Raw genomic sequence first — 24,292 nt, forward strand, 5'->3', positions numbered from 1 at the left:
TTCATTGTTTTATGATATTTTTGAGTCAAAAATTTATAAAAATATAAGCGTTTTTTTGTATTATTTTATTTTGCTTTAGAGAAAAATTATAAATTTAAACTTATAAGAATATTTTTTAAGTTGAAAGTAAATTTTAAAACGGAGAAATGATGTACAAAAAACAAAATTTACCAGAACTTACCTTAAGGGGTTTGATTTTGGGAAGCATTTTAACTATTATTTTTACAGCTTCAAATGTATATTTGGGGTTAAAAGTGGGACTTACTTTTTCATCATCAATTCCAGCTGTGGTCATCTCCATGGCGGTTTTGAGTCTTTTTAAGACTTCAAATATTTTAGAAAATAATATGGTTCAAACTCAAGCTTCAGCAGCAGGAACTTTATCATCAGTTATTTTTGTTATCCCAGGGCTTTTTATGTGTGGGTATTGGAGTGAATTTCCACTTTGGCAAACTTTTATGATATGTCTTTGTGGTGGCGGACTTGGAGTGCTTTTTACTATACCATTAAGAAGGGCTATGGTAGTTGAAAGTAAACTTGCTTATCCTGAAGGTAGAGCCGCAGCTGAAATTTTAAAAGTAGCCAATAAAGATCAGAGTAATAAAAAAGGAAAACAAGGCATTAAAGAAATAGCATTAGGCTCTTTTATAGCTGCTATTTTTAGTTTATTAAGCAATGGTTTTAAACTCGCTGCAAGTGAGAGTAGTTTTGCTTTTATTTGGAATAAAATGGCTTTTGGTTTTTCTATGGGATATTCTTTGGCACTTTTAGGAGCAGGTTATTTAGTTGGTTTAGCAGGTGCTATAGCTCTTTTTGTAGGTATGTTTTTAGCTTGGGGTATTTTTACTCCCTATCTTTCAAATTTTGAATTCGATAGTGCAAAAAATGCCGTAGATTTAGCTTCTAGTGTATGGAGTTCTAAAGTAAGGCTTATAGGAACAGGAGCTATTGCTATAGCAGCGTTTTGGACTTTAATAGAACTTTTAAAACCCGTTATTGAAGGTATTAAAGAAATTGTTAAAAATGTTAAAATTACTAATCAAGAAAAAAATGAAAGAACAAATATAGATCTTTCTTTAAAAAGTATTTTTATACTTTTTGTTTTAATGGTTGTGGGTTTATTTATTACTTTTTATAGTTTTGTTGAAGATGCTAACTTAAGTATTTATTATCAAATGCTATTTTCATTTGTTGGAACTTTAGTTTCTGTTTTAATAGGTTTTTTTGTTGCAGCAGCTTGCGGATATATGGCAGGACTTGTAGGATCTTCTTCTAGTCCTATTTCTGGAATCGGACTTATTGGTGTTATTATTTCTTCTATTGTTTTTTTGGTTTTAGGTGTGGAACTTTTTCAAGATCCTATGCTTTCTAAATTTGCAGTAGCATTAGCTATTTTTACTACTAGTGTTATTTTGGCTACAGCTGCTATTTCGAATGATAATTTACAAGATTTAAAGACAGGACATTTAGTTGGAGCTACTCCTTGGAAGCAACAAGTTGCTTTACTTGTAGGCTGTGTTTTTGGTGCTTTGGCTATAGTTCCTGTTTTAAATTTGCTTTATCAAGCCTATGGTTTTGTTGGGGCAATGCCAAGAGAAGGTATGGATGCTTCATCGGCTTTAGCAGCACCGCAAGCGAATTTAATGAGTACTATCGCTCAAGGAATTTTTCATCACAATATAGAGTGGGGTTATATGGCTTTTGGTGTATTTGTAGGAATTTTAATGATTATTATAGATAAAATTTTAAGAAGAACACAGAAGATGTCTTTGCCACCTTTAGCCGTTGGAATAGGTATTTACCTTCCACCTGCTGTAAATATACCTTTAGTTATAGGCGGAATTTTAAAATATATTGTAATGCAATACTTAACTAAAAAATATACAAAAAATTCTCATAAAGAAGAAAAACTTGCAAGTTGTGAGCAAAGAGGCACGCTTTTTGCTTCAGGGCTTATAGTGGGTGAAAGTATTTTTGGGGTAATTATCGCAGGAATTACTGTATTTTCAGTAAGCATGGGTGGTAGTGAAAATCCTTTAGCTTTAAATTTAACAAATTTTCATGATAGCGAGCTTTTAGCACTTATCTTTTTTGTGGGAGTTGTATTATATTTCATTAAGCGTATTGTTAAAAAAGATGCTTAATTTTTGGGGTTAAAACTCCATTTAATCCATTCTGATATAATTTTTCTTTTGCAATTATCATTCAAGGATTAAAATGGAAAATTTATATGCTTTAATACTTGGAATTATAGAAGGTCTGACTGAGTTTTTACCTATTTCTTCAACAGGACATATGATTTTAGGTACGACTATTTTAGGTATCGATATAGATGAGTTTTGGAAAAGCTTTTTGATTATCATCCAGCTTGGTTCTATTTTGGCGGTCATTTTTGTATTTTGGCGTAAATTGTTTCAAGGGCTTGATATTTGGTTAAAACTTGCAGTTGGATTTTTTCCTACCGGAGTTATAGGGCTTTTTGTGGCAAAATACTTAAATGCTTTATTTAATGGTTGGGTTGTGGTTGGAATGCTCATTTTTGGCGGTGTTGTGTTTATTCTTATAGAACTTGCACATAAAAATAAACAATATTGTATCAATTCTTTAGAAGAAATAAGTTTTAAACAAGCTTTTTGCATAGGTATTTTTCAATCTTTAGCCATGATTCCTGGTACTTCAAGAAGTGGAGCAAGTATTATTGGTGGACTTTTGCTAGAATTTAATAGAAAAGTTGCGGCTGAGTTTAGTTTTTTGCTTGCCATTCCAACGATGATTATCGCTACAGCTTATAGCATTTATAAAGAGCCTGAGCTTCTTGGCAATGCAAATTCTTTAATTCCTTTAGGCATAGGTTTTATCACTGCTTTTATTGTTGCAGTTTTAGTTATAAAATTTTTCTTAAAATTTATTTCTAAATTCGACTTTATCCCTTTTGGAATTTATCGTATTATTTTAGGATTTGTTTTCTTTTATTTGTATTATAGTGGGATTTTAAATGCTGGAAGTGAATTTAAGCTATAAATAAATATTAAATTTATTCTAAGATTTTTTTAAAAATAAGCTGAATTTCAAAAATAATTAAGTCTTAGAAAGTTAAAATTAGAACTTTATAAACACTCACAGGGTAAGTGAGCGACAAAGGGTTAAAAATATGGAAAAAGAAGTTATTGCGTATTTGAACAATGAGACAATAATTGACTCTCAAAGTGTGAAAAATACAAATTTAAAAGAAATTTATTTTGATAATTCTAAAGAAAGTTTAGAGGTAATCCGTCATTCTTGTGCGCATTTAATGGCACAGGCGATTAAGAGTTTGTATCCTGAAGCTAAATTTTTCGTTGGTCCTGTTATAGAAGATGGATTTTATTATGATTTTCGTGTGGAAAGTAAGATTGGCGAAGAAGATTTAGTAAAAATTGAAAAAAAGATGAAAGAACTTGCTGAAGCAAAGATTGAAATTTTAAAATATGAAATCACAAAAAACGAAGCTTTGGCTAAATTTCAAAATGATGATTTAAAACAAGAAGTTTTATTGCGTATTCCTGATGGAGCTGTAAGTATTTATAAACAAGGTGAATTTGAAGATTTGTGTCGTGGTCCTCATGTGCCAAATACGAAATTTTTACGCTTTTTTAAACTCACTCGTGTTGCAGGAGCGTATTTGGGTGGCGATGAAAAAAGAGAAATGCTTACTCGAATTTATGGCACCGCTTTTGCAGATAAGGAAAGTTTAAAAGAGTATTTAACCATTATTGAAGAAGCTAAAAAACGTGATCATAGAAAGCTTGGAACAGAGCTTAAGCTTTTTACTTTTGATGATGAGATCGGAGGAGGTCTTCCTATTTGGTTGAGTAACGGTGCAAGACTTAGATCTAAACTTGAACATATGCTTTATAAGATCCATCGTTTACGTGGTTATGAGCCTGTGCGTGGGCCTGAACTTTTAAAAGCAGATGCATGGAAAATCAGTGGGCATTATGCAAACTATAAAGAAAATATGTATTTTACACAAATTGATGAACAAGAATATGGCATTAAGCCTATGAACTGTGTGGGACATATTAAAATTTATCAAAGTGATGTAAGAAGTTATCGTGATTTGCCTTTGAAATTTTTTGAATACGGCGTGGTACATCGTCATGAAAAAAGTGGCGTTTTGCATGGACTTTTTAGAGTGAGAGAATTCACTCAAGATGATGCACATATTTTTTGTATGCCAAGTCAGATTAAAGAGCAGGTTTTAGAAATTTTAGCTTTTGTGGATAATTTGATGAAATTATTTGATTTTAGCTATGAAATGGAAATTTCAACTAAACCTGAAAAAGCCATAGGTGATGATGAAATTTGGGAAATAGCGACTAAGGCTTTAAAAGAAGCTTTAGATGAACAAGGTTTAAAATACGGTATTGATGAAGGTGGCGGGGCTTTTTATGGGCCAAAGATTGATATTAAAATCACCGATGCTTTAAAAAGAAAGTGGCAATGTGGAACCATACAAGTAGATTTTAACCTGCCAAGTCGTTTTAAACTCGAATATACTGATAGTGATAATGAAAAAAAACAACCTGTAATGTTGCATCGTGCGATTTTAGGTTCTTTTGAAAGATTTATAGGAATTTTAACCGAGCATTGTGCGGGTGAGTTTCCATTTTTTATCGCACCAACCGCAGTGGGTATAGTGCCAATAGGCGAAGCACATATTGCTTACGCAAAAGAAATTCAAAAAGAATTATTAGAGCTTAATATCGATAGCGAGGTGTATGAAAAAAATGAGAGCTTAAGTAAAAAAATTCGTATCGCTGAAAAGCAAAAATTACCTATGATTTTAGTTTTAGGCGATGATGAGGTGGCAAAGCGTAGCGTTGCTTTAAGAGATAGAAGAGCTAAAGAACAAAAAAATCTTAGCTTGGACGAATTTATTAAATTAGTTAAGGAGAAAATGAGTGAGGTACACTTTTGAGTAAAGAAAAAGAAGTATTGCTCAATGAAGAAATAAGAGCGGATGAAATCAGATGTGTTGGCGATGATGGCAAAGTTTATGGTATTATCAGTAGTGATGAAGCTTTAGAAATTGCAAATCGTTTAGGACTTGATCTTGTAATGATAGCTGCAGATGCTAAGCCACCTGTTTGCAAGATCATGGACTATGGTAAATTCCGTTATCAACAAGAGAAAAAACAAAAAGAAGCAAAGAAAAAACAAAAAGTGATTGATATAAAAGAAATCAAACTTTCTGTAAAAATTGCTCAAAATGATATTAATTACAAGGTAAAACATGCTTTAGAATTTTTAGAACAAGGTAAGCATGTGAGATTTCGTGTGTTCTTAAAAGGACGTGAAATGGCAACTCCTGAAGCAGGTGTAGTTTTGCTTGAAAAAATTTGGACTATGATAGAAAATGAAGCTAATCGTGACAAAGAGCCAAATTTTGAAGGTCGTTATGTAAATATGCTTGTAACTCCAAAAAAAGCTTAATCCACTTTTGTGGATAAGGCTTTTAAAGGTTTTAAATTTTGAAAGAAAATCCTTCTTTTTTAAAAGAGCAAATTATAACTTATCTTGGAAATAAAAGAGCACTTTTAAGTTTTTTAAATAAGGGCTTTAAGGTAGCTAAAAAAGAACTTGGTAAAGATAAATTTAGTTTTTGTGATATGTTTAGTGGCTCAGGTATTGTAAGTCGCTTTGCAAAGGCATACTCGAGTTATATTTTAGCTAATGATTTAGAAGATTATTCAAAACTTATCAATAAGTGTTATCTTGCTAATAAAGACAAAGATTTACTCCAAAATCTAAAAAAGTGTTATAAAAATTTAACCCAAAATTTAGATTTTCAAAAAGGTTTTATCAGTGAGCTTTATGCTCCAAAAGATGATGATGATATTAAAAAAAATGAAAGGGTTTTTTATACTTTTAAAAATGCTTTATATCTTGATACTATGAGACAAAGAATTGAAAATGAAATTCCAAAAGAATTAAAGCATTTTTTTATAGCCCCTTTAATTTATGAAGCTAGTGTGCATTCAAATACTAGTGGAGTTTTTAAAGGTTTTTATAAGGGTAAGGATGGTATCGGAAAATTTGGTGGCGAAGGACAAAATGCACTTAAACGCATTAAAGGAGAAATAGAGCTTAAAATGCCTATTTTTTCAAATTTTTCTTGCGAATTTGAAGTGATGCAAAAGGATGCAAGCATGCTTGCAAAAGAACTTGATTTTTTTGATGTGGTTTATCTTGATCCTCCTTACAATCAACATCCTTATAGCTCTAATTACTTTATGTTAAATTTAATCGCAAATTATAAAAAACCTGAAGAAATTTCCAAAATCAGTGGCATTCCAAAAGATTGGAATCGTAGTACTTTTAATAAGTCAAAATTTGCCCAAGACGCTTTATTTGAACTTATTAATGATTTAAAAGCAAGAGTGATTTTACTTTCTTATAATTGCGAAGGTTTTATAAAAAAAGAAATTTTTTTAAAGCGTTTAAGTACTCTTGGAAAATGTCGTATTTTAGAACAAAAATATAATACTTTTAGAGCTTCTCGCAATCTTAAAAATCGTAATATTCATCTTCATGAACAACTTTATATTTTAGTTAAAAATTAAATTCTTGTTGCTAAAATTATTTTTTATTTTGCATGATTAAATTAATTTTATTTTTTCAGATGTTTTGATTTTCGAGCAATAAAGATAAGGTTAAAGAGAATAATAGTTAAAATTTTTAACTTTTTTTGTTTATAATATTTGCTTTTACATTTAAAGGATAAAGATGAAAATAAAAGTTGGGATTTTAGGAGCGAGTGGTTATGCAGGTAATGAGCTTGTACGCATTTTGCTTAATCATCCCAAAGTTGAAATTTCTTATTTAGGTTCGAGTTCTAGCGTGGGACAAAATTATCAAGATCTTTATCCTAATACCCCTTTAAATTTATGTTTTGAAAATAAAAATTTAGATGAACTTGAACTTGATCTTTTGTTTTTGGCTACTCCGCATGAATTTAGCGCTAAGCTTTTAAATGAGAATTTGTTAAAAAAGATGAAAATCATTGATTTAAGTGCAGATTTTCGTCTTAAAAATCCTAAAGATTATGAGCTTTGGTATAAATTCACTCATCCTAATCAAGAGCTTTTGCAAAATGCAGTTTATGGACTTTGCGAGCTTTATAAAGAAGAGATAAAAAAAGCAAGTTTGGTGGCAAATCCAGGTTGCTATACCACTTGTTCTATCTTAAGTCTTTATCCGCTTTTTAAAGAAAAAATCATCGATTTTAACTCAGTTATCATTGATGCAAAAAGTGGAGTAAGCGGAGCAGGAAGAAGTGCAAAGATGGAAAATCTTTTTTGCGAAGTTAATGAAAATATCAAAGCTTATGGTTTGGCTTCGCACCGCCATACTCCCGAAATTGAAGAGCATTTAAGCTATGCGGCCAAAGAGAAAATCACTCTACAATTTACCCCTCATCTTGTACCTATGCAAAGAGGAATTTTAATCAGTGCTTATGCAAATTTAAAAGAGAATTTGCAAGAACAAGATATACGCGATATTTATACAAAATACTATCAAAACAATAAATTCATAAGGCTTTTACCGCCGCAGTCGTTTCCGCAGACTCGGTGGGTTAAATCAAGCAATTTTGCGGATATAAATTTTAGTATAGATCAACGCACAAGGCGTGTTATTGTGCTTGGTGCTATTGATAATTTAATTAAAGGCGCAGCAGGACAAGCTGTTCAAAATATGAATTTAATGTTTGATTTTGATGAAGATGAAGGACTTAAATTCTTTGCAAATTTGTAAAGGATAAAAATGATAATACGAGCTATGCAAAAAAGTGATTATGAAGTCGTTTATAAGCTTTGGTGCGAGATAAAAGGCTTTGGGATAAGAAGCATTGATGATAGCAAAGAAAATATAGAAAATTTTTTAGATAGAAACCCAAATCTTAGCGTTGTAGCAGTGATTGATGAAGAAATTGTAGGAAGTATACTTTGCGGGCATGATGGACGCACAGGGGGATTCTATCATGTATGTGTGCATAAAGATCATAGAAAAAAGGGTATAGCACACGAGATGACAAAATTTTGTCTCGAGGCTTTAAAAGCTCAAAAGATCAATAAAATCGCCTTAATCGCTTTTAAAAACAATGATTTAGGCAATGAGTTTTGGAAACATTATGGTTTTACTTTAAGAGAGGATGCGAATTATTACGATCTTTCTTTAAATGAGTATAATCAAACCAGCTTTAATGTTTAAGGAATGATCATGCAAAAATATTTAGAAAAAGCCAATGTCTTAATCGAAGCTTTACCTTATATACGCAAATTTAATTCTAAGATTATACTTATAAAATACGGTGGATCAGCTATGGAAGATGAAGAGCTAAAGCATTGTGTGATGCAAGATATAGCTCTTTTAAAACTTGTGGGTTTAAAGCCTATCATTGTACATGGCGGGGGAAAAGATATTTCTGCTATGTGTGAAAAATTAGGCGTAAAGAGTGAGTTTAAAAACGGTCTTAGAGTTAGTGATAAAGCCACTACTGAAGTAGCAAGCATGGTTTTAAATCATATCAATAAAAATTTAGTTCATAGTTTGCAAAATTTAGGAGTTAAAGCCATAGGGCTTTGTGGTAAAGATGGTGCACTTTTAGAATGTGTGAAAAAAGATGTAAATTTAGCTTTTGTTGGCACGATACAAAAGGTAAATTCGAAAATTTTAGAAGAGCTTTTAGAAAAAGATTTTTTACCTATCATTGCTCCTATTGGCATGGATGAGGATTTTAATACTTATAATATTAACGCTGATGACGCAGCTTGTGCGATTGCTAAGGCTTTAAGGGCTGAAAAACTTGCTTTTTTAACCGATACTGCAGGGCTTTATGAGGATTTTAATGATAAAAATTCTTTGATTTCTAAAATCAGTCTTGAACAAGCTAAAATTTTAGCTCCTAAAATAGAAGGCGGTATGCATGTAAAATTAAAATCTTGCATTGATGCTTGTGAAAATGGAGTTAAAAAGGTGCATATTTTAGATGGGCGCGTGAAGCATTCTTTGTTGCTTGAGTTTTTTACTGATGAAGGTATAGGCACTTTGGTGGGTTAAAGAATGAAAATGGATTATAAAGAACAAAGTCATATTATCCCTACTTATAAGCGTTTTGATATAGTTTTAGAAAAAGGGCAGGGGGTTTATCTTTTTGATGATAAGGCTAAAAAATATCTTGATTTTTCAAGTGGTATAGGCGTTTGTGCTTTAGGATATAATCATGCTAAATTTAATGCTAAAATCAAAGCTCAAGTGGATAAGCTTTTACATACTAGCAATTTATATTATAATGAAAACATAGCCGCTGCAGCTAAAAATTTAGCCAAAGCTAGTGCTTTAGAGCGTGTTTTTTTTACAAATTCTGGCACAGAAAGTATAGAAGGAGCGATGAAAACAGCTAGAAAATACGCCTTTAACAAAGGTATTAAGGGCGGACAATTTATCGCTTTTAAGCATTCTTTTCATGGGCGTACTTTAGGGGCTTTATCGCTTACTGCTAATGAAAAATATCAAAAGCCTTTTAAACCTTTAATTTCAGGGGTTAAATTTGCAAAATATAATGATATTTTAAGCGTTGAAAAACTAGTAAATGAAAAAACTTGCGCCATTATCTTAGAAAGCGTGCAAGGAGAAGGTGGGATAAATCCTGCAAATAAAGATTTTTACAAAGCCTTAAGAAAGCTTTGCGATGAAAAAGATATATTATTAATCGCTGATGAAATTCAATGTGGCATGGGTAGAAGTGGAAAATTTTTTGCCTATGAGCACGCACAAATTTTGCCTGATATTATGACTTCAGCTAAGGCCTTAGGTTGTGGGCTTAGTGTGGGTGCTTTTGTAATAAATCAAAAAGTAGCAAGCAATTCTTTAGAAGCAGGCGATCATGGTAGCACTTATGGGGGAAATCCTTTGGTTTGCGCAGGAGTGAATGCAGTTTTTGAAATTTTTAAAGAAGAAAAAATTTTAGAAAATGTCAATAAACTCACGCCTTATTTAGAGCAAAGTTTAGATGAGTTGATAAAAGAATTTGATTTTTGTAAAAAACGCAAAGGCTTAGGGTTTATGCAAGGGCTTAGTCTTGATAAAAGTGTAAAAGTGTCCAAGGTCATTCAAAAATGCCAAGAAAATGCACTTTTGCTGATAAGTTGCGGGGAGAATGATTTGAGATTTTTACCTCCTTTGATTTCGCAAAAAGAACATATTGATGAAATGAGTGAAAAGTTAAGAAAGGCTCTAAAGAGTTTTTAATAAATTTTGTAAAAAAAGTTTATTCTTTTCCATCTACTATAGGCACAAATAAACATTCTTCTAAAATTTCTTTTTGTAAATTTGTGCCATTTTTTCTAAGGCGTGTGATGAATTGTTTGCCATTGTGTAAAATAGGAGCGACTAAAATCCCGCCATCGCTTAATTGATCGAGTAAAATTTCAGGAATTTGTGTCGCATAAGCAGAAAATAAAATTCTATCATAAGGAGCATAATTTTTCCAGCCATTTTGTCCATCATCAAATTTTACATTGATATTAAAAAGTTCTAATTCTCTGAAAGTTTGAGCGGCTTTTTTGGCTAAATTTTCTATGCGTTCTATGGTAAAAACACGCCTTATGACTTTGCTTAAAATCGCAGCTTGATAGCCGCTTCCACAACCTATCTCTAAAATACTATCAGCATTTTTAAAATCTAAAGCCATAGTCATTTTAGCTACAGTTAAAGGTGAACTAATCCATTGAGAATTTGCCAAAGGCAAAGCATCAAGGCGATAAGCATGGGCTTTTAAAGGAGAAAAAATTTCACGCGGAATTTGACAAAAAGCATTAAAAAGCTCTTCATTGATAAAAACTTTTTGTGCAATTTCTTCAGCCATATTTTGACATCTTTTTTGTTCAAATGCGTTCATTACTTCTCCTATAAATTTAAATAAAAATTGTAACTAAAAAAGTTGAAATAGAGTTAAACTTAGCTATACTTAAATAAAAAGGAAAAAAATGCTTATAAAATTTAAAAATCATAGTCCCAAACTAGGTCAAAATGTTTTTGTTGCAGAGGGAGCTAAAATCATAGGAGAAATAGAAATAGGAGATGAAAGTAGCATTTGGTTTAATTGTGTTTTAAGAGCTGATGTTAATTTTATAAAAATTGGCAAAAGAACCAATATTCAAGATCTTAGCACGGTGCATGTTTGGCATAGGGAATTTGACGAAAAAGGAAAGTTAAAAGATGCTGGTTTTCCTACAATAATAGGAGATGATGTAACCATAGGACATAATTGCGTTATCCATGCTTGTGTGATAAAAAATCGTGTTTTAATCAGAATGAATGCTGTTGTCATGGATAATGCTTTGATAGAAGAAGATAGCATAGTGGGTGCTGGAAGCGTTGTAACAAAGGGTAAAAAATTTCCGCCACGCTCTTTGATACTTGGAAATCCTGCAAAATTTGTGCGTGAATTAAACGATGAAGAAATAAGCTTTCTAAAACAATCCGCTTTAAATTATGTGGATTTTAAAAACGAGTTTTTAAAAGATCTTCAGTGATATTTTGAAGTTTAGGCGAGAGTTTTACTTCAAATTTCACAAAACGATCAAGATCTAAAAAACTCTCATCGAGTTTTGAGATTTGCTCTTTTGTATAATCTTGAATAGTATTTAAAGATGACTTTTTAAGAAGTCTTTTTTCTTTGTAGACTAATTCTAAAAGTTCTTTGCGTTCTAAATTTTCATCTTGATTTGGGTTTTCGTCAAAAACATAAAGCTCATCAAAAAGGATTTTTTGCGTGTTTTTATCATAAACTCTAAAAAGTTTTTTAAAATGAGGTAGGGTTGATTTTTCGTTATTTTCACTGATTTTTATTTTAGGTTTTATACCTTGATCTTCTAAGGCTGCGAGTTTATAAACACAACTAAAAATAGGATCGCTTGAAGCAGTGATCAATCTTTCGCCTACACCAAAGATATCAATAGGTGCGTTTTGTTCTTTGAGTTTTTTAATGCTCCATTCATCAAGGGCGTTAGAAACTATGATTTTACATTTTTGAAGTCCTGCTTGATCAAGTTCTTGTCTGATTTTCAAACTCAACTCAAATAAATTTCCAGAATCTATTCTCACACCGCCTTCTTGGATACCAAATTCTTTAAAAACTTTAATTGCATTTTTAAGTCCGCTATTTAGACAATCATAAGTATCAATCAAAAAAACAGGATTTTTTGGATAAATTTTCACATAAGCTTTAAAAGCTTCAAGTTCATTTTCAAACATTTGCACCCAAGAATGTGCCATAGTTCCATTGATAGGGATATTATAAATTTTTCCTGCTAAAGTACAAGCACTTCCTATGCAACCTCCTATAAAAGCTGCTCTTGCCCCTTTTAAGGCCGCTTCACTTCCTTGTGCTCTGCGTGAGCCAAATTCTAAAATTTTACTGTTTTTAGCTGCACGCACGATACGATTGGTTTTGGTAGCAATAAGGCTTTGGTGGTTTAAACTTAAAAGTAAAAAAGTTTCTAAAAGCTGTGCTTCTATGGTTGTAGCTTTAATACATAGCAAAGGTTCGTTTGGAAAAATCACTTCTCCTTCACGCATAGCATAAATTTCACCTTTAAATTTAAAGTTAGCTAAAAAATCTAAAAATTCTGTATCAAAAATACCTTGTTTTCTTAAAAATTCTATATCTTCTGCATCAAAACTCAAATTTTCAACAAAGTCTAAAATATCTTCAAGACCTGCAAAAATAGCAAAAGATCCTGAATCTGGAATTTTTCTAAAAAATATATCAAAATAACAAATTTGATCTTTTTTATTGTTTTTGAAATAGCCTTGAGACATTGTAAATTCATAAAAATCACAAAGTAAGGCTAAAGAAGTTTTAGAAGTCATCAAAGCTTATACTACCCTTAGAATAATTCGTTACTTTACTTTCAAAGAAATTGCTCTTTTGATCGTTAAATTTTGAAAAATCATCTACCCATTTAATAGGATGTTTTGCATTGTATAGCTTGTCTAAATTGATTGCGCTTAATCTTTGATCTACAAGATAATGGATATATTCTTCTATGATATCATCAGTAAAGCCCATGATTTGATTTTGAGTGATGTATTTACCCCATTTGATCTCAAGATCTCCAGCTTTTTTAAACATATCATAAATTTTATTGATATTTTCATCATGGAACAAATCAGGTCTTTCTTTGCGTACTGAATTGATCATATTTTGAAATAATAAAAGATGTGTGATTTCATCTCTTTGGATAAAGCGGATCATTTGTGCTGAACCTAGCATTTTTCCTGCACGTGCAAGTGCGTAAATAGCAGTAAAACCACTATAAAAATATACTCCTTCTAAAATTTGATTTGCCACCATAGCCAAAAGAAGTTTATTATCATCTACATCGCCTGCTAATTCTTCATAAATGCTTGAAATAAAGTCATTTTTTTCACGCAAAGTTTCATCATGCTTTTCCATTTCATAAATCAAATCTGTATTATCGCAAATCGCTTCTACCATAACAGCGTAAGATTTTGAATGGTTTGCCTCTTCATAAGCTTGGCGTGCTAAAACCGCATTGATTTCAGGAGCTGTGATATAAGGGTTGATATTATCTGCTAAATTATTGGTTTGAAAACTATCCATAGAAATAAGCTGACTCCAAACTAAATCATACATTCTTTTTTCACCTGTGGTTAAATTACAGCGATAATCAAGTGCATCTTTAGTTGTATCCACTTCTTTTGGAAACCAAGTATTTGCCTCCATTAAATCCCAAAGTTTTAAAGCCCAAGTATATTTTGCCTTAGTGAAATTTAAAATTCCATGTGGGTTACCATCAAAAACTTTACGATCTCCTAGGGTTTCGTTTGAGCTTGGATTGTAAATTCTTTTTCTTTGCATTTTTTAACCTTTCTTTATGCTTTGGTGGCTATACAACTTTGAGTTAAAATATCATGTAAATTTAAACGATCTTTTCTTACAAAACTGACAAATAAACCAAAGAGTAAGCCAAAACTTATAATAAATATCACATATCTTAGTAAAATTCTAAGAAAACTTAGTTTCTTTCCCGTTTTTATATCAATAAGATATAAATCATATGCTTTAAGACCTGGGCTTTGTGCCTTTTTTGTTAAAAAAATAGCTTGAATCAAACCAAATAAAAAAGTACATAAAGTTGTGATAAAATGGTTGTTTAAAAAAGCTTCTTTAGAGCCTAATATAAAATAAAATAAATATAAAATAGGAACATAAATAAGAAAAATATCTATAAGCAAAGCTCTAAATCTTAACCATCTAGAGCTAATTTTTGCTTTAGTTTTCATTTAATTTCCACGACTTCCTGGTTTTATGGCTTTGCTCCCTTTTTTACAAAGCGGACAATTTGTTTCATCATAAATTTCAAATTCAAAATTTCCTAGAGTAAAGAGTGGTAAATTTTCAGGTAATTTCGCATTATCTTTTCTTGGAGATTTTAGATTTTCTACCGCACAAAAACCACGATTTGCTAATGCTGCAAAACCTACAACAATGCCACCTAAACTTTCAATGATTTTTGCACTCTCTAAAGCACTACCACCTGTAGTAATGATATCTTCACAAATTATAAATTTTTCACCCTTTTTTACTTCAAAACCACGTCTTAAAGTCATTTCTTTATTTACTCTTTCAGTGAAGATAAAACGTTTACTACAAGCTCTCGCAAGCTCATAACCTGCTAAAATTCCACCTAAAGCAGGAGAACAAATGCTATCAAATTCTATCTTATAGCTTGCAATAATCTTTGCAAGTTCATCACAAAGTTTTGCTGCTAATTTTGGATCCTCTAAAACTTTTGCACTTTGAAGATAAAATTGCGAATGTTTACCTGAACTTAGTAAAAAATGCCCTTCTAAATAAGCACCACAATCTTTATAAATTTGCTCTAAATTCATCGTTAAACCTTTAAAAGTTCACTTTCTTTGCTTTTTACACTCTCATCAATTTTTGTTGTATAGGTGTCGGTAAGTTTTTGCACTTCATCATAAGCTTTTTTTGCTTCATCTTCGCTTATTGCCTTATCTTTTTCTAGTTTTTTAACTGCATCGTTGGCATCTTTGCGTATATTTCTTATAGAAACTTTTGCCTTTTCACCCATAGCTTTAGCTTGCTTTACGTTTTCTTCTCTTTGCTCTCTAGTCATCGGAGGGAAAAATAATTTTACACTTTCGCCGTCATTGTTTGGATTTACACCGATATTTGCAGCTGCAATAGCACTTTCTATGGTTTTTAGTAAAGGTTTTTCCCAAGGAGTGATGCTAATAGTTGAAGCATCGCTTGCTAAAACAGTTGCTACTTGATTTAAAGGAGTTTGAGTTCCGTAATAATCCACTGTAATATGATCTAAAATATGGGTATTAACTTTTCCAGTTCTTAAAGTGGTGAAGTCTTTTTTTAAGGCTTCTAAAGATTTTTCACTTTGGGTTTTTTGTTTGTTAAAAATTTCACTTAGCATTATCATTTCCTTTAATTATTTACTTGAATTAACATCGCTTGGAAGTTGTGGTGCACTTGGAGCGATAGAATTTGTGTTTGGGGTAGCAGGCACAATAGGAGCGCTTGGAATAGTAGTGTTGTTTTCTACTTTAATTTTCTCTGCTAGAGAGTCCTTGCTAGCTTTATTGTATAAATAACCAAGACCAATAGTATTTGCAATAAGTAAAATTCCCATAATAAAGGTAAATTTTGCTAAAAATCCAGCCGGTCCTTTGGCGCCAAATAAACTTTCATTGCTTCCACTATAAGCTCCAAGTCCTATACTTGAACTTTTTTGAAGTAAAACTGCTATACAAATAACTACAACGATGATAAATTGTAAAATGATTAAAAGAGTGATCATTGAAAATTCCTAAAAGTTAATTTTTAAATGATTATTTTAGCTAAATAAAACTTGAAAAGTTTTGAAACTTGATAAGTTTTTGTGAGAAAAATCCCACAAAAACTTATCTGCTATTGAAGCTTCTTAAGATATTAAGTAAAGATACGAAAAGATTAACAAAATCAAGATAAAGTGCTACTGCACCTTCGATTGGAGTTTCATAATTTCCGCGGATAATATTTTGCGTATCATAAAGAATGTAAAATGAAAATAATATTGCAGCTACTGCTGAAATAGCTAGATTAACTATACTGCTTTGGAAGAAAAGGTTTAGTAAAGATGCTGCTACAATAACGATTAATACTATAAATAAAGCTTTACCCATAACAGTAAAATCTTTTTTTGTATTCATAGCAAATACACTAAGTCCTGCAAAAGCAACCGTTGTTAAAGCAAAAGCTTGAGCGATGATAATTCCTCCAGCTGGTAGAGCTAAAACTGAAATAAGTAAAGGTGTAAGCGTTAAACCTGAGCAGAAAGTAAAACCAAAAAGTAAAACAAGATTTAATGGAGCCTCTCTTTTTTTCCATTGCAAAGCAAATAAAAGTCCGATTTCAACAGCAAAAAGGATCCAAAAAGTTACTTGTGATTGTATAAAAAATGATGCTAAAGCAAAAATTCCTACATATGCACCTACTGTTGCAGCTAATAATGAAGCAGCAAAAAGTTGATAAGTTTGTTTAATAAAAATACTTAATTCGCTTGAGCGTGTATTTTCAAATTCTTTTGATCTTGAGTAGTCTCTATCATAAAGACTCATAAAATTCTCCTTGCAAAATTGTTAGATTTTTTAAAATCTTGAGCGAAATCTAACATATTAGACTAAATAAAAAGTTAATTTATATAATATCTTAATGCTTAAATGAAATCTTTGCTGAAATTTTGTTATAATTTCAAGATTTTAGTTTTAGGTTGGTTTTATGGAAAATCTTATTAGCGGTGCGATTAAGTTTATGCAAGAAGACTTTAAGGAGCATGAAGAACTTTTTGAAAGTCTAAAAAATAAGCAAAATCCCCATACTCTTTTTATAGGTTGTTCTGATTCTAGAGTAATTCCAAATTTGATCACTAATACGGGTCCAGGTGAGCTTTTTGTAATACGAAATATTGCAAATATAGTTCCACCTTATCGCGTTGGAGAAGATTACTTGGCGACAACTTCAGCAATAGAGTATGCTTTAAATTCATTGCATATTAAAAATATCGTCGTTTGTGGCCATAGTAATTGTGGAGGTTGCAATGCTCTTTATTATTCTGATGAAGAGTTAAATAAAATTCCTAACGTAAAAAAATGGCTTACTATGTTAGATCCGATAAAAAAAGATGTGATGATTTTTGCAAGAGACGATTTGGCTATGCGTTCATGGCTTACAGAAAAATTAAATTTAGTAAATTCTTTGCAAAATATACTTACTTATCCAGGCGTGCAAGAAGCTTTAGATGAAGGAAAAATAGAAGTACATGCTTGGTATTATATTATAGAGACAGGTGAAATTTATGAGTATGATTTTAAAGCAAAAATTTTTACTTTAATACAAGATAGGAAAGTTCAATGAAGAAAATTATTTTTAGTTTATGTTTTTTTATTTTATACCTTGGAGCACAAGAATTTAAATTTATTGATGCGAATATTAGTAAAGAAGATGAAGGAATTTATGCTTTAGTTGAAAAATATGTTGATCTTAACAATCAAATTAAAGAATTTAAGAAAAACAATGATGAAAATTCAAGCACTTTTAATGGTATTTTAAGTGAATTTGAAAAAGACAAAAAGACTATTTTAGCAAAAATACCCGATATGATAGTAGGACAAAAGATTAATGAAGAGGCAGTGGCTAGATTTTTAAAAGCAAAAGAAAAATTACTAGATGTTCAAAAAAAGAATATTAATAAGCCTTACATTTATACAGATGCCACTCTTAATCTAGTTTATTTTAACATTGTGGAAAGTTTTTATTCTTCTTTGTTTGAAGTGGAAAAACTTTTTAAAAATACAGCAAGTAGTGAAGATTTAATTGCTACTGTTGATAAGGCAATGGAAAATTTACAAAATTCTTCTAGTGTAAATTTAGATAGTTTTAAAAGCAAAATTACAAATCCAGAAGAATTGGAAAAAATTACCCTAAAAGAAAGATATATTGCTAACGCTCTAGATTCTTATTCTGAAATTCTTAAGTATTTACGATCAAATGCAGATTTGCTTGAAAGTAATTATATTTTTTCACTACTTGAGCTTCAAGTTTGGATAGATCGTATAAATGAGGCAATTGGGGTAAGTTTTGTTAATATCGGAAAAATAGTAATTTCTGCTTTGGTTTTAGTATTTTTTATATCTTTAAGACGTTTTTTTGCAAATATAGTATATTTTTTCCTTGTTCGGCTTTTTTATAGAAATAAAAATGATGTAGATGATATTAAAGTTATTTTTATTGAGAATATTAAAAAACCAGTGAGTTTTTTTCTGATTGTTTATGCTATTTCGATTTGTCTTACTATAGCAACTTATCCTGCACCTTTAAGTATTAATTTGAGTAATTTTTTCCACATAATTTATGCGGTTTTGATTGCATGGCTTATTTTAAAAATGCTTGATGGTTATGGAATGGTACTAGTTTCTAAGCTTGCTCAAAAAAGCGGAAAAAAAGAAGTTGTAAATTTAATTATTAAAATTTTATATTTTGTTATTATTATCATAGCTTTATTATATATCCTTGCTCAGCTTGGTTTTAATATTTCAGCTATTATTGCATCTTTGGGAATTGGTGGTTTAGCTGTTGCTTTAGCAGCGAAAGATATAATTGCAAATTTCTTTGCTTCTATACTTTTACTTTTTGATAATAGTTTTAATCAAGGAGATTGGGTAGAGGTTTCAGGTATAGAAGGAACAGTAGTTGAAATAGGACTTAGAAAAACTACTATTAGAACTTTTGATAATTGTCTCGTATTTTTACCAAATTCAACTATTATGGGAGCTAATATCAAAAATTGGAGTAAAAGACGCATGGGTCGCCATGTTAGAATGTATTTGGGTGTTGGTTATGATGCTACTCCTGAAAAATTAGATCAATGTGTAAAAGATTTGAAAGAATTTTTGGATACAAGTGATTTGGTAGCTCACGATGAGGATAGTGCATTAAAATATGGTGATCATACGACAAAATATCGTCAAAATCTTGTATCTATTAACGATTTAGAAGGCTATAAAAATGCTTGTTATGTGGCTTTAAGCGAATTTGCAGATAGTAGTATTAATATAGAGCTTTATTTTTATACCAAAAAAATAGGCGCAAAAGATTTTAGGGAAGCTAGACAAAGCTTAATGCTTGAGTTTATGCGTATAATCGAAAAAAATGGTTTAACTTTTGCTTTCCCAAGTCGCAGTATTTATATAGAAAATTTACCACCTCTTGATTTGCAAGCAAAAGCTATAAAATAGCAAGATTTTATCTTGCTATTTTTTAAACCGGCATAACGCGTATATTTGGACTTAATTCTTCTTGTAAAATCGTTTCAATAGCATAAAGTGTCGCACCACTTCCACTAGAACAACCACTACAAGCACCAAGATAACGAATATAAACGTCAATTGCTGCACCTTCAGCCTTTTGTATATCAATCACTTCCAAATCTCCACCATCATTATGAAGCATAGGGCGAATTTCAGCATCTAAAACACTTTCAACTGCTTTTAATTGTCCTACTACGGTCATTTCATCAAAAGCCACATCACTTTTCATTGTATTTTTGAGTTTTTCTCTATCCATCTCGGCTCTGGTTTCAGCTAAAATATCTACAAGGTAATAATCTCTTTTTTCATGTCCGCCTGGTTTGATACAGGACTTGCAAAAAGCACCTGCTTTAGTATATTGTGTGATTTCTTCTACACTATGCAAATCATTAAGTTTAATCACTTCTTTAATGGTTCCAAGACTTACTCTAGCGCACTCACAAACTATAATTTGATCTTCAAAATCTTCAGGACTTATACCTTTATAATGAGCTGCTGCTTGTTTGATTACATCATAAGCCATAACCGAACAGTGCATTTTTTGAGGTGGAACAGCTGGAGTTTCTGGATTATCACGCATAGCAAATTCCACATCTAAATTTGTGATTTTTACTGCTTCATCTACAGTTTTTCCTATGCAAAGATCTACCATAGTATCACTACTTGCTATAGCTGTACCACAACCAAAACTTTTAAATTTTGCATCGATAATTTTATCAGTTTTTTCATCTACAAGCCAAAAAAGTCTTACTGCATCGCCGCAACTTTCTGCGCCAAAATCAGCTACGATCAATTTTGCATTGCGTGCTTTAGCATCTTCTTCGCTAAATTCTCCCATATGTTGAGGATTATTCATTCTATCTTGAACTTTTTGTGAATACTCATCCCAAATGGATCCACCAATTAAACTATTTTTTCCCATTTTTCATCCTTATTTGTAATTATTTGGATTATAAGCATAAGTACAAGAAATTGCTCTTAATCTCTGTGTTGCATTTTTAATTTGTTTTGCTGCATAATCAATTTCTTCTTCAGTGTTAAAACGTGACAAAGAAAGTCTTAAAGCTGTATGCGCTAAATCATGCTCCGCACCGATAGCTTCCATAATAGGATTGCTTTCTAAAGCTTCACTTGCACAGGCTGAGCCCGTACTTGCAGCTATACCATTTTTATTTAAATCCCAAAGCATTGCTTCGCCTTCAACACCTTTAATACTTGCTAAGATTGTATTAGGCACACGGTGTTCCTTTTTTCCAACCACTGTTGTATCAGGCAAGGCTAAAATTTGATCTTCTAGTTTATCTCTTAAACGGCGTATATGAGAATCTTCAAAATCAAGCATAGTATTTGCAATACGCAAAGCCTCGCCCATAGCCACTATATAAGGCACATTTAAAGTTCCACTTCTACGACCACCCATGTGTTCTCCACCGTGTAAAAGTGGAGTAAGTTTAAGTCCTTTTTTTATAAAAAGTCCACCCACACCCTTTGGTCCATGAAATTTATGAGCCGAAAATGAAGCAAAATCAACTCCTACTTGAGTTAAATTAACCTTTATTTTACCTACTGCTTGAGTAGCATCTGTATGAAAAAGAGCGCCAAATTCATGTGCAAGTTCCGCCATCGCTTTAATATCAAAAATCATACCTGTTTCATTATTTGCCCACATAACACTTACAAGTGCTGTTTTATCGCTAATCACTTTACGTAAATCTTCTACAGTAGAAACCCCTTCTTCATTTACAGGGAGTTCTATGACTTTTACTCCAAGACTTTTTAAAAAATAAGCAGCAGCAGTAACAGCAGGGTGTTCTACGCTAGAAATAATCACTTCATTGCGTTCCTTATCTAAAATATGATCAAAATACACACCCTTAAGCACCCAGTTAATGCTTTCTGTTGCACAGGATGTTACAACTATATCATCTAAGTCATTTGCTCCAAGCCCTGCATAAAGTTTGTCCAAAGCTTCTCTTAAAGCAGGATGTGTTGTGCTTCCATATTGATGAAGGCTATTTGGATTTCCATACATATCCTTTAAAAAAGGTAGCATCAACTCATAAGCATTAGGATCAAGCATCGTCGTTGCATTGTTATCTAAATATACTTTCACTTTAAAATCCTTAATTTATCCTTAACTTTAATTAGGATATTTTTTATCTTTATTCGAAAACGGATAATAACAAAAATTTATAAAAATTAGGTTAAAAATTATAACAAAAATAAAATGTTAAAGTAAAATTTTAAAGTGAAATATTTTGTGAATTTTATATAGTAAAAATGAGAAATACTATTTCTTAAATTTTTCTTCGTAATACTTTACTATTTTTGAATCTTCTTTGACTGTATGATTAAAGATAAAATCTTGAACAACGAGATCTAGCTTTTCAATCATTATATTTACAAATTTAGCTTCACTGATGATAATTTCTTCAATTTCTAAGATAATTTTTCTGTGAATTCTTGTATGATGGTTGATATAAGGATATTCTATTTCTCTCATAAAGGCTTCTTCATCTGAAAAATGTCTATTGATCATTATCAACAACTCTCTTAAGACAATTTTTAATTCTTTTGTTTCAACATGACGTTGGCTCATTAAAGAGAGTTTTTTAGAAATTTCAAAAAGTTCTTTATGTTGATGATCTAAAAGATCATTATTCATTGAAATAATTTTTTCATTATAAATCATGGTTTTGAGTGCTTTTATATTTATATTTTTTCGGGAGCGAATTATAATGTTATTATACTTAAAATTTTATTAATTACTCATATAAAAATTATTATTATTGGAATATTTATAATTTGTATATTTTTTATAAAAATTATTTTAAATCATCACAGACATATAAGAGTTTAGAATTTTATTTATATTTGCTTGTTTTTGGCGACGATCTAGAAAATTTTCTATAGAGCTAGAACGTAGTTGATTTACTTCTTCTAATCTTTGTGTGTCTTGACCTTGGTTTTGATATTGTTTTTTAATAGTATCAAAATCATTGCGATTTTGATCGATATAAATTTGAAATATTGAGCTTGAATTTGCAAATTCTCTTAAATCCATATCTTTTTGGTAGTTAATATATTGTTGAAAAAATACAGATAGTTTGTCTTGAGTACTTGTTTTTTTATCTATACCATTAACATAAAGATAAAGATCAAAACTCATCTTTTTTTCATTTTCTTTTTTGATGTAATCTTCTATATCCATCTCGCCTTTAAGAATTTTTTGTAAATTTTGATGAGAGCTCAGTTCTAGAGTGATAGGTTTCATAAAAAAATTAAATTCTTTTTCATTTTGGGTTTTTATATCATGGTATATAAAATTCATTAAAAGACCAGATTTTGATACTTCTGCGTTTTTAGTTAAATAAGGTTTTAAAATTTCATTAGAAGAAGTATTCTCTATGGCTTTATTAAAATGAAAATTAGTTATTTTGTTATCTAACATTAAGGTATTTAAATTTGTAATATTGCTTAATGCTAAATCAATTTCTTCTTGATTGTTATAAATTCTTGAAATTTGGCCCAAAAATTCTCCATTATCTGTTGAAAAACCTGATGATAGTTTTGAAATAAAATCGCGACTTAAATAAGCATTATCATCTTGTAAAAATTCTGAATTTATAGATTTTAATGAACTATAATAGCTATTTAAAAGATAAGGTAGATCAATTTTATTATAATTTAAAATTTCATCTTGTTTCGCGAGTTCTTTTGCTATGCTTCTAACGCTTTTAATATTGATATCATAAGATTCTGGTATATTCGCAATTTTATTTAAATCTTTATCAAAAAAACCTTCTTTATTGATTCTAAATCCAAATTCACTAGCATAAGTGGTATTATTAAAAATATAACTTAATTGTTCTAAGCTATTTTCATTTCCTTCTTGTTCTAAAGCTTTGCTATCTTTAATCAAATTTAAAGCAGAGCTATTCTGTAAAGGATTAGATAAGGTTAAATTTTGATACGGATTTGCCGAATTTATAGTCATTTTAAATCTTTCCAAAATATTGCTGATTTTTTTATAAGCAAAAGGTGTGCCAAGTTTTTTAAAAATTAAATTCAGTCAAAAATTAGAAAAAATTTGATAGTATTTAGCTTTTCTTTTAATTTGAAAAATAAAAATTTATCTAAATAAGGAAAGCGTATGCCAAAGATGAAAAGCGTTAAAAGCGCAGTTAAACGCTTCAAAGTAGGTAAAAATAAAATCAAAAGAGGCTCAGCTTTTAGAAGTCATATTTTGACTAAAAAACCTGCAAAAAGAATGCGTGATCTTCGCACAGCTAAATATGTGCATAGCACAAATGTAAAAGCTGTTGAAAAAATGCTAGGAATTTAAGTTTTTGACTAAAAGTCATTCAAACTCCCCTCTGAGATAAAATTTCAAGGGCAAGCTCCAAATTTGGACGCCACTTTATGAAAGGAAATAAAAATGGCAAGAGTAAAAACAGGTGTTGTTAGACGCCGCAGACATAAAAAAGTTTTAAAATTAGCGCGTGGTTTTTATAGTGGACGCCGCAAACATTTTAGAAAAGCAAAAGAACAATTAGAAAGAAGTCTAGTCTATGCTTATCGTGATAGACGCCGCAAAAAAAGAGACTTCCGTCGTCTTTGGATTGTGCGTATCAATGCTGCTTGTAGGCTTAATGATTTAAGTTATTCAAGATTTATCAATGGTCTTAAAAAAGCAGGCATTGAACTTGATAGAAAAATTCTAGCAGATTTAGCTATGAATGATTCTGCTGCTTTTGCAAAAATTGCAGAGGCTGTAAAAAAAGCACTTTAATTTTTTTAGTGTAAGAATTTCAAGATTTTTGATTTCTTGAAATTC

At 30.8% G+C, this 24,292-nt stretch carries 26 protein-coding genes; 14 read left to right on the forward strand and 12 right to left on the reverse strand.

Features of this window, described 5'->3' with window-relative positions; translation table 11 throughout:
* The first annotated feature begins 146 nt into the window (after positions 1 to 146).
* The 9 genes from AJ930_RS04335 to AJ930_RS04375 all read left to right on the forward strand — a co-directional run bounded on the left by AJ930_RS04335 (position 147) and on the right by AJ930_RS04375 (position 10,293).
* Positions 147 to 2,144, forward strand: coding sequence for an OPT family oligopeptide transporter (locus AJ930_RS04335; RefSeq protein ID WP_079264243.1), 1,998 nt, complete (start codon positions 147 to 149; stop codon positions 2,142 to 2,144).
* Positions 2,145 to 2,217: 73 nt separating this feature from the next.
* Positions 2,218 to 3,021, forward strand: coding sequence for an undecaprenyl-diphosphate phosphatase (locus AJ930_RS04340; RefSeq protein WP_002870666.1), 804 nt, complete (start codon positions 2,218 to 2,220; stop codon positions 3,019 to 3,021).
* A 130-nt stretch (positions 3,022 to 3,151) separates the two neighbouring features.
* Positions 3,152 to 4,960, forward strand: coding sequence for a threonine--tRNA ligase (gene thrS, locus AJ930_RS04345; protein ID WP_002870665.1), 1,809 nt, complete (start codon positions 3,152 to 3,154; stop codon positions 4,958 to 4,960).
* On the forward strand, positions 4,957 to 5,475 hold the full coding sequence (infC, locus tag AJ930_RS04350) for a translation initiation factor IF-3 (RefSeq protein WP_002861015.1): 519 nt from the start codon (positions 4,957 to 4,959) through the stop codon (positions 5,473 to 5,475). The genes thrS and infC overlap by 4 nt, the downstream gene beginning before the upstream one ends.
* 38 nt (positions 5,476 to 5,513) lie before the next feature.
* Positions 5,514 to 6,605 (forward strand): DNA adenine methylase, encoded by a 1,092-nt coding sequence (locus tag AJ930_RS04355; protein WP_002870664.1) that lies wholly within the window; start codon positions 5,514 to 5,516, stop codon positions 6,603 to 6,605.
* Positions 6,606 to 6,768: 163 nt separating this feature from the next.
* Entirely contained in the window at positions 6,769 to 7,797 is a 1,029-nt protein-coding gene (gene argC / locus AJ930_RS04360; RefSeq protein WP_002861017.1) for an N-acetyl-gamma-glutamyl-phosphate reductase, read from the forward strand.
* 9 nt (positions 7,798 to 7,806) lie between these two features.
* Positions 7,807 to 8,253: a GNAT family N-acetyltransferase gene (locus tag AJ930_RS04365; protein WP_002861018.1), complete on the forward strand. Its 447-nt coding sequence runs from the start codon at positions 7,807 to 7,809 to the stop codon at positions 8,251 to 8,253.
* A gap of 3 nt (positions 8,254 to 8,256) precedes the next feature.
* A complete protein-coding gene (gene argB / locus AJ930_RS04370; protein ID WP_079396354.1) occupies positions 8,257 to 9,102 on the forward strand; it encodes an acetylglutamate kinase in 846 nt (281 codons plus the stop codon).
* A 3-nt stretch (positions 9,103 to 9,105) separates the two neighbouring features.
* On the forward strand, positions 9,106 to 10,293 hold the full coding sequence (locus AJ930_RS04375; protein WP_083261778.1) for an aspartate aminotransferase family protein: 1,188 nt from the start codon (positions 9,106 to 9,108) through the stop codon (positions 10,291 to 10,293).
* 19 nt (positions 10,294 to 10,312) lie between these two features.
* On the opposite strand, the gene AJ930_RS04380 is transcribed toward AJ930_RS04375, so the two are convergent.
* Complete coding sequence (locus AJ930_RS04380; protein ID WP_002861021.1) at positions 10,313 to 10,942, reverse strand: protein-L-isoaspartate(D-aspartate) O-methyltransferase; 630 nt, start codon at positions 10,940 to 10,942, stop codon at positions 10,313 to 10,315.
* 88 nt (positions 10,943 to 11,030) lie between these two features.
* Between AJ930_RS04380 and AJ930_RS04385 the strand changes: the two genes are divergently transcribed.
* Positions 11,031 to 11,579, forward strand: coding sequence for a gamma carbonic anhydrase family protein (locus AJ930_RS04385; protein WP_070274898.1), 549 nt, complete (start codon positions 11,031 to 11,033; stop codon positions 11,577 to 11,579).
* Here the strand turns inward: AJ930_RS04385 and AJ930_RS04390 are convergent.
* The 7 genes from AJ930_RS04390 to AJ930_RS04420 form a co-directional block, all read right to left on the reverse strand.
* Positions 11,548 to 12,921 (reverse strand): nicotinate phosphoribosyltransferase, encoded by a 1,374-nt coding sequence (locus AJ930_RS04390; RefSeq protein ID WP_074470018.1) that lies wholly within the window; start codon positions 12,919 to 12,921, stop codon positions 11,548 to 11,550. The two genes, AJ930_RS04385 and AJ930_RS04390, sit on opposite strands and share 32 nt — an antisense overlap.
* Entirely contained in the window at positions 12,908 to 13,930 is a 1,023-nt protein-coding gene (locus AJ930_RS04395; protein WP_002870660.1) for a ribonucleotide-diphosphate reductase subunit beta, read from the reverse strand. Before AJ930_RS04395 ends, AJ930_RS04390 begins: the two co-directional genes overlap by 14 nt.
* A gap of 14 nt (positions 13,931 to 13,944) precedes the next feature.
* On the reverse strand, positions 13,945 to 14,355 hold the full coding sequence (locus AJ930_RS04400) for an RDD family protein (protein WP_002870659.1): 411 nt from the start codon (positions 14,353 to 14,355) through the stop codon (positions 13,945 to 13,947).
* Complete coding sequence (pyrE, locus tag AJ930_RS04405; protein WP_002854423.1) at positions 14,356 to 14,964, reverse strand: orotate phosphoribosyltransferase; 609 nt, start codon at positions 14,962 to 14,964, stop codon at positions 14,356 to 14,358. It lies immediately after the preceding gene.
* Positions 14,965 to 14,966: 2 nt separating this feature from the next.
* Positions 14,967 to 15,530 (reverse strand): ribosome recycling factor, encoded by a 564-nt coding sequence (frr, locus tag AJ930_RS04410; protein WP_079460285.1) that lies wholly within the window; start codon positions 15,528 to 15,530, stop codon positions 14,967 to 14,969.
* Between the two features lie 9 nt (positions 15,531 to 15,539).
* Positions 15,540 to 15,908 carry a preprotein translocase subunit SecG gene (secG, locus tag AJ930_RS04415; RefSeq protein ID WP_070233472.1) on the reverse strand — a complete coding sequence of 123 codons (369 nt, stop codon included), beginning with the start codon at positions 15,906 to 15,908 and terminating at the stop codon, positions 15,540 to 15,542.
* A 103-nt stretch (positions 15,909 to 16,011) separates the two neighbouring features.
* A complete protein-coding gene (locus AJ930_RS04420) occupies positions 16,012 to 16,707 on the reverse strand; it encodes a Bax inhibitor-1/YccA family protein (protein ID WP_002851668.1) in 696 nt (231 codons plus the stop codon).
* A gap of 160 nt (positions 16,708 to 16,867) precedes the next feature.
* Between AJ930_RS04420 and AJ930_RS04425 the strand changes: the two genes are divergently transcribed.
* On the forward strand, positions 16,868 to 17,503 hold the full coding sequence (locus tag AJ930_RS04425; RefSeq protein WP_002851887.1) for a carbonic anhydrase: 636 nt from the start codon (positions 16,868 to 16,870) through the stop codon (positions 17,501 to 17,503).
* On the forward strand, positions 17,500 to 19,383 hold the full coding sequence (locus tag AJ930_RS04430) for a mechanosensitive ion channel family protein (protein WP_070239794.1): 1,884 nt from the start codon (positions 17,500 to 17,502) through the stop codon (positions 19,381 to 19,383). Before AJ930_RS04425 ends, AJ930_RS04430 begins: the two co-directional genes overlap by 4 nt.
* 22 nt (positions 19,384 to 19,405) lie before the next feature.
* Here AJ930_RS04430 and AJ930_RS04435 read toward each other — a convergent pair whose 3' ends face one another.
* From AJ930_RS04435 to AJ930_RS04450, 4 genes are all read right to left on the reverse strand, one after another.
* Entirely contained in the window at positions 19,406 to 20,377 is a 972-nt protein-coding gene (locus tag AJ930_RS04435; protein ID WP_002861028.1) for an iron-sulfur cluster assembly scaffold protein NifU, read from the reverse strand.
* Between the two features lie 9 nt (positions 20,378 to 20,386).
* Positions 20,387 to 21,568, reverse strand: a complete 1,182-nt coding sequence (locus tag AJ930_RS04440) for a NifS family cysteine desulfurase (RefSeq protein WP_070274899.1) — start codon at positions 21,566 to 21,568, stop codon at positions 20,387 to 20,389.
* Between the two features lie 177 nt (positions 21,569 to 21,745).
* On the reverse strand, positions 21,746 to 22,147 hold the full coding sequence (locus tag AJ930_RS04445; RefSeq protein ID WP_002870652.1) for a hemerythrin domain-containing protein: 402 nt from the start codon (positions 22,145 to 22,147) through the stop codon (positions 21,746 to 21,748).
* Between the two features lie 138 nt (positions 22,148 to 22,285).
* On the reverse strand, positions 22,286 to 23,452 hold the full coding sequence (locus tag AJ930_RS04450) for a hypothetical protein (RefSeq protein ID WP_002870651.1): 1,167 nt from the start codon (positions 23,450 to 23,452) through the stop codon (positions 22,286 to 22,288).
* Between the two features lie 156 nt (positions 23,453 to 23,608).
* Between AJ930_RS04450 and rpmI the strand changes: the two genes are divergently transcribed.
* Both rpmI and rplT read left to right on the forward strand, forming a co-directional pair.
* Positions 23,609 to 23,800, forward strand: a complete 192-nt coding sequence (gene rpmI, locus AJ930_RS04455; protein ID WP_002777995.1) for a 50S ribosomal protein L35 — start codon at positions 23,609 to 23,611, stop codon at positions 23,798 to 23,800.
* A gap of 93 nt (positions 23,801 to 23,893) precedes the next feature.
* Entirely contained in the window at positions 23,894 to 24,247 is a 354-nt protein-coding gene (gene rplT / locus AJ930_RS04460; protein WP_002861032.1) for a 50S ribosomal protein L20, read from the forward strand.
* Positions 24,248 to 24,292 lie beyond the last annotated feature (45 nt).

Source organism: Campylobacter sp. BCW_6871 (assembly GCF_001762325.1).
In the GTDB taxonomy this organism is placed as follows: domain Bacteria; phylum Campylobacterota; class Campylobacteria; order Campylobacterales; family Campylobacteraceae; genus Campylobacter_D; species Campylobacter_D jejuni.

Excerpts from the sequence above, each read along its gene's own strand:
- AJ930_RS04335 (WP_079264243.1), top strand. The coding sequence starts at position 147 with ATGATGTACAAAAAACAAAATTTACCAGAACTTACCTTAAGGGGTTTG.
- AJ930_RS04340 (WP_002870666.1), top strand. The coding sequence starts at position 2,218 with ATGGAAAATTTATATGCTTTAATACTTGGAATTATAGAAGGTCTGACT.
- thrS (WP_002870665.1), top strand. The coding sequence starts at position 3,152 with ATGGAAAAAGAAGTTATTGCGTATTTGAACAATGAGACAATAATTGAC.
- argC (WP_002861017.1), top strand. The coding sequence starts at position 6,769 with ATGAAAATAAAAGTTGGGATTTTAGGAGCGAGTGGTTATGCAGGTAAT.
- AJ930_RS04365 (WP_002861018.1), top strand. The coding sequence starts at position 7,807 with ATGATAATACGAGCTATGCAAAAAAGTGATTATGAAGTCGTTTATAAG.
- argB (WP_079396354.1), top strand. The coding sequence starts at position 8,257 with ATGATCATGCAAAAATATTTAGAAAAAGCCAATGTCTTAATCGAAGCT.
- AJ930_RS04375 (WP_083261778.1), top strand. The coding sequence starts at position 9,106 with ATGAAAATGGATTATAAAGAACAAAGTCATATTATCCCTACTTATAAG.
- AJ930_RS04380 (WP_002861021.1), bottom strand. The coding sequence starts at position 10,942 with ATGAACGCATTTGAACAAAAAAGATGTCAAAATATGGCTGAAGAAATT.
- AJ930_RS04385 (WP_070274898.1), top strand. The coding sequence starts at position 11,031 with ATGCTTATAAAATTTAAAAATCATAGTCCCAAACTAGGTCAAAATGTT.
- AJ930_RS04395 (WP_002870660.1), bottom strand. The coding sequence starts at position 13,930 with ATGCAAAGAAAAAGAATTTACAATCCAAGCTCAAACGAAACCCTAGGA.
- AJ930_RS04400 (WP_002870659.1), bottom strand. The coding sequence starts at position 14,355 with ATGAAAACTAAAGCAAAAATTAGCTCTAGATGGTTAAGATTTAGAGCT.
- pyrE (WP_002854423.1), bottom strand. The coding sequence starts at position 14,964 with ATGAATTTAGAGCAAATTTATAAAGATTGTGGTGCTTATTTAGAAGGG.
- frr (WP_079460285.1), bottom strand. The coding sequence starts at position 15,530 with ATGATAATGCTAAGTGAAATTTTTAACAAACAAAAAACCCAAAGTGAA.
- secG (WP_070233472.1), bottom strand. The coding sequence starts at position 15,908 with ATGATCACTCTTTTAATCATTTTACAATTTATCATCGTTGTAGTTATT.
- AJ930_RS04420 (WP_002851668.1), bottom strand. The coding sequence starts at position 16,707 with ATGAGTCTTTATGATAGAGACTACTCAAGATCAAAAGAATTTGAAAAT.
- AJ930_RS04425 (WP_002851887.1), top strand. The coding sequence starts at position 16,868 with ATGGAAAATCTTATTAGCGGTGCGATTAAGTTTATGCAAGAAGACTTT.
- AJ930_RS04430 (WP_070239794.1), top strand. The coding sequence starts at position 17,500 with ATGAAGAAAATTATTTTTAGTTTATGTTTTTTTATTTTATACCTTGGA.
- AJ930_RS04435 (WP_002861028.1), bottom strand. The coding sequence starts at position 20,377 with ATGGGAAAAAATAGTTTAATTGGTGGATCCATTTGGGATGAGTATTCA.
- AJ930_RS04445 (WP_002870652.1), bottom strand. The coding sequence starts at position 22,147 with ATGATTTATAATGAAAAAATTATTTCAATGAATAATGATCTTTTAGAT.
- AJ930_RS04450 (WP_002870651.1), bottom strand. The coding sequence starts at position 23,452 with ATGACTATAAATTCGGCAAATCCGTATCAAAATTTAACCTTATCTAAT.
- rpmI (WP_002777995.1), top strand. The coding sequence starts at position 23,609 with ATGCCAAAGATGAAAAGCGTTAAAAGCGCAGTTAAACGCTTCAAAGTA.
- rplT (WP_002861032.1), top strand. The coding sequence starts at position 23,894 with ATGGCAAGAGTAAAAACAGGTGTTGTTAGACGCCGCAGACATAAAAAA.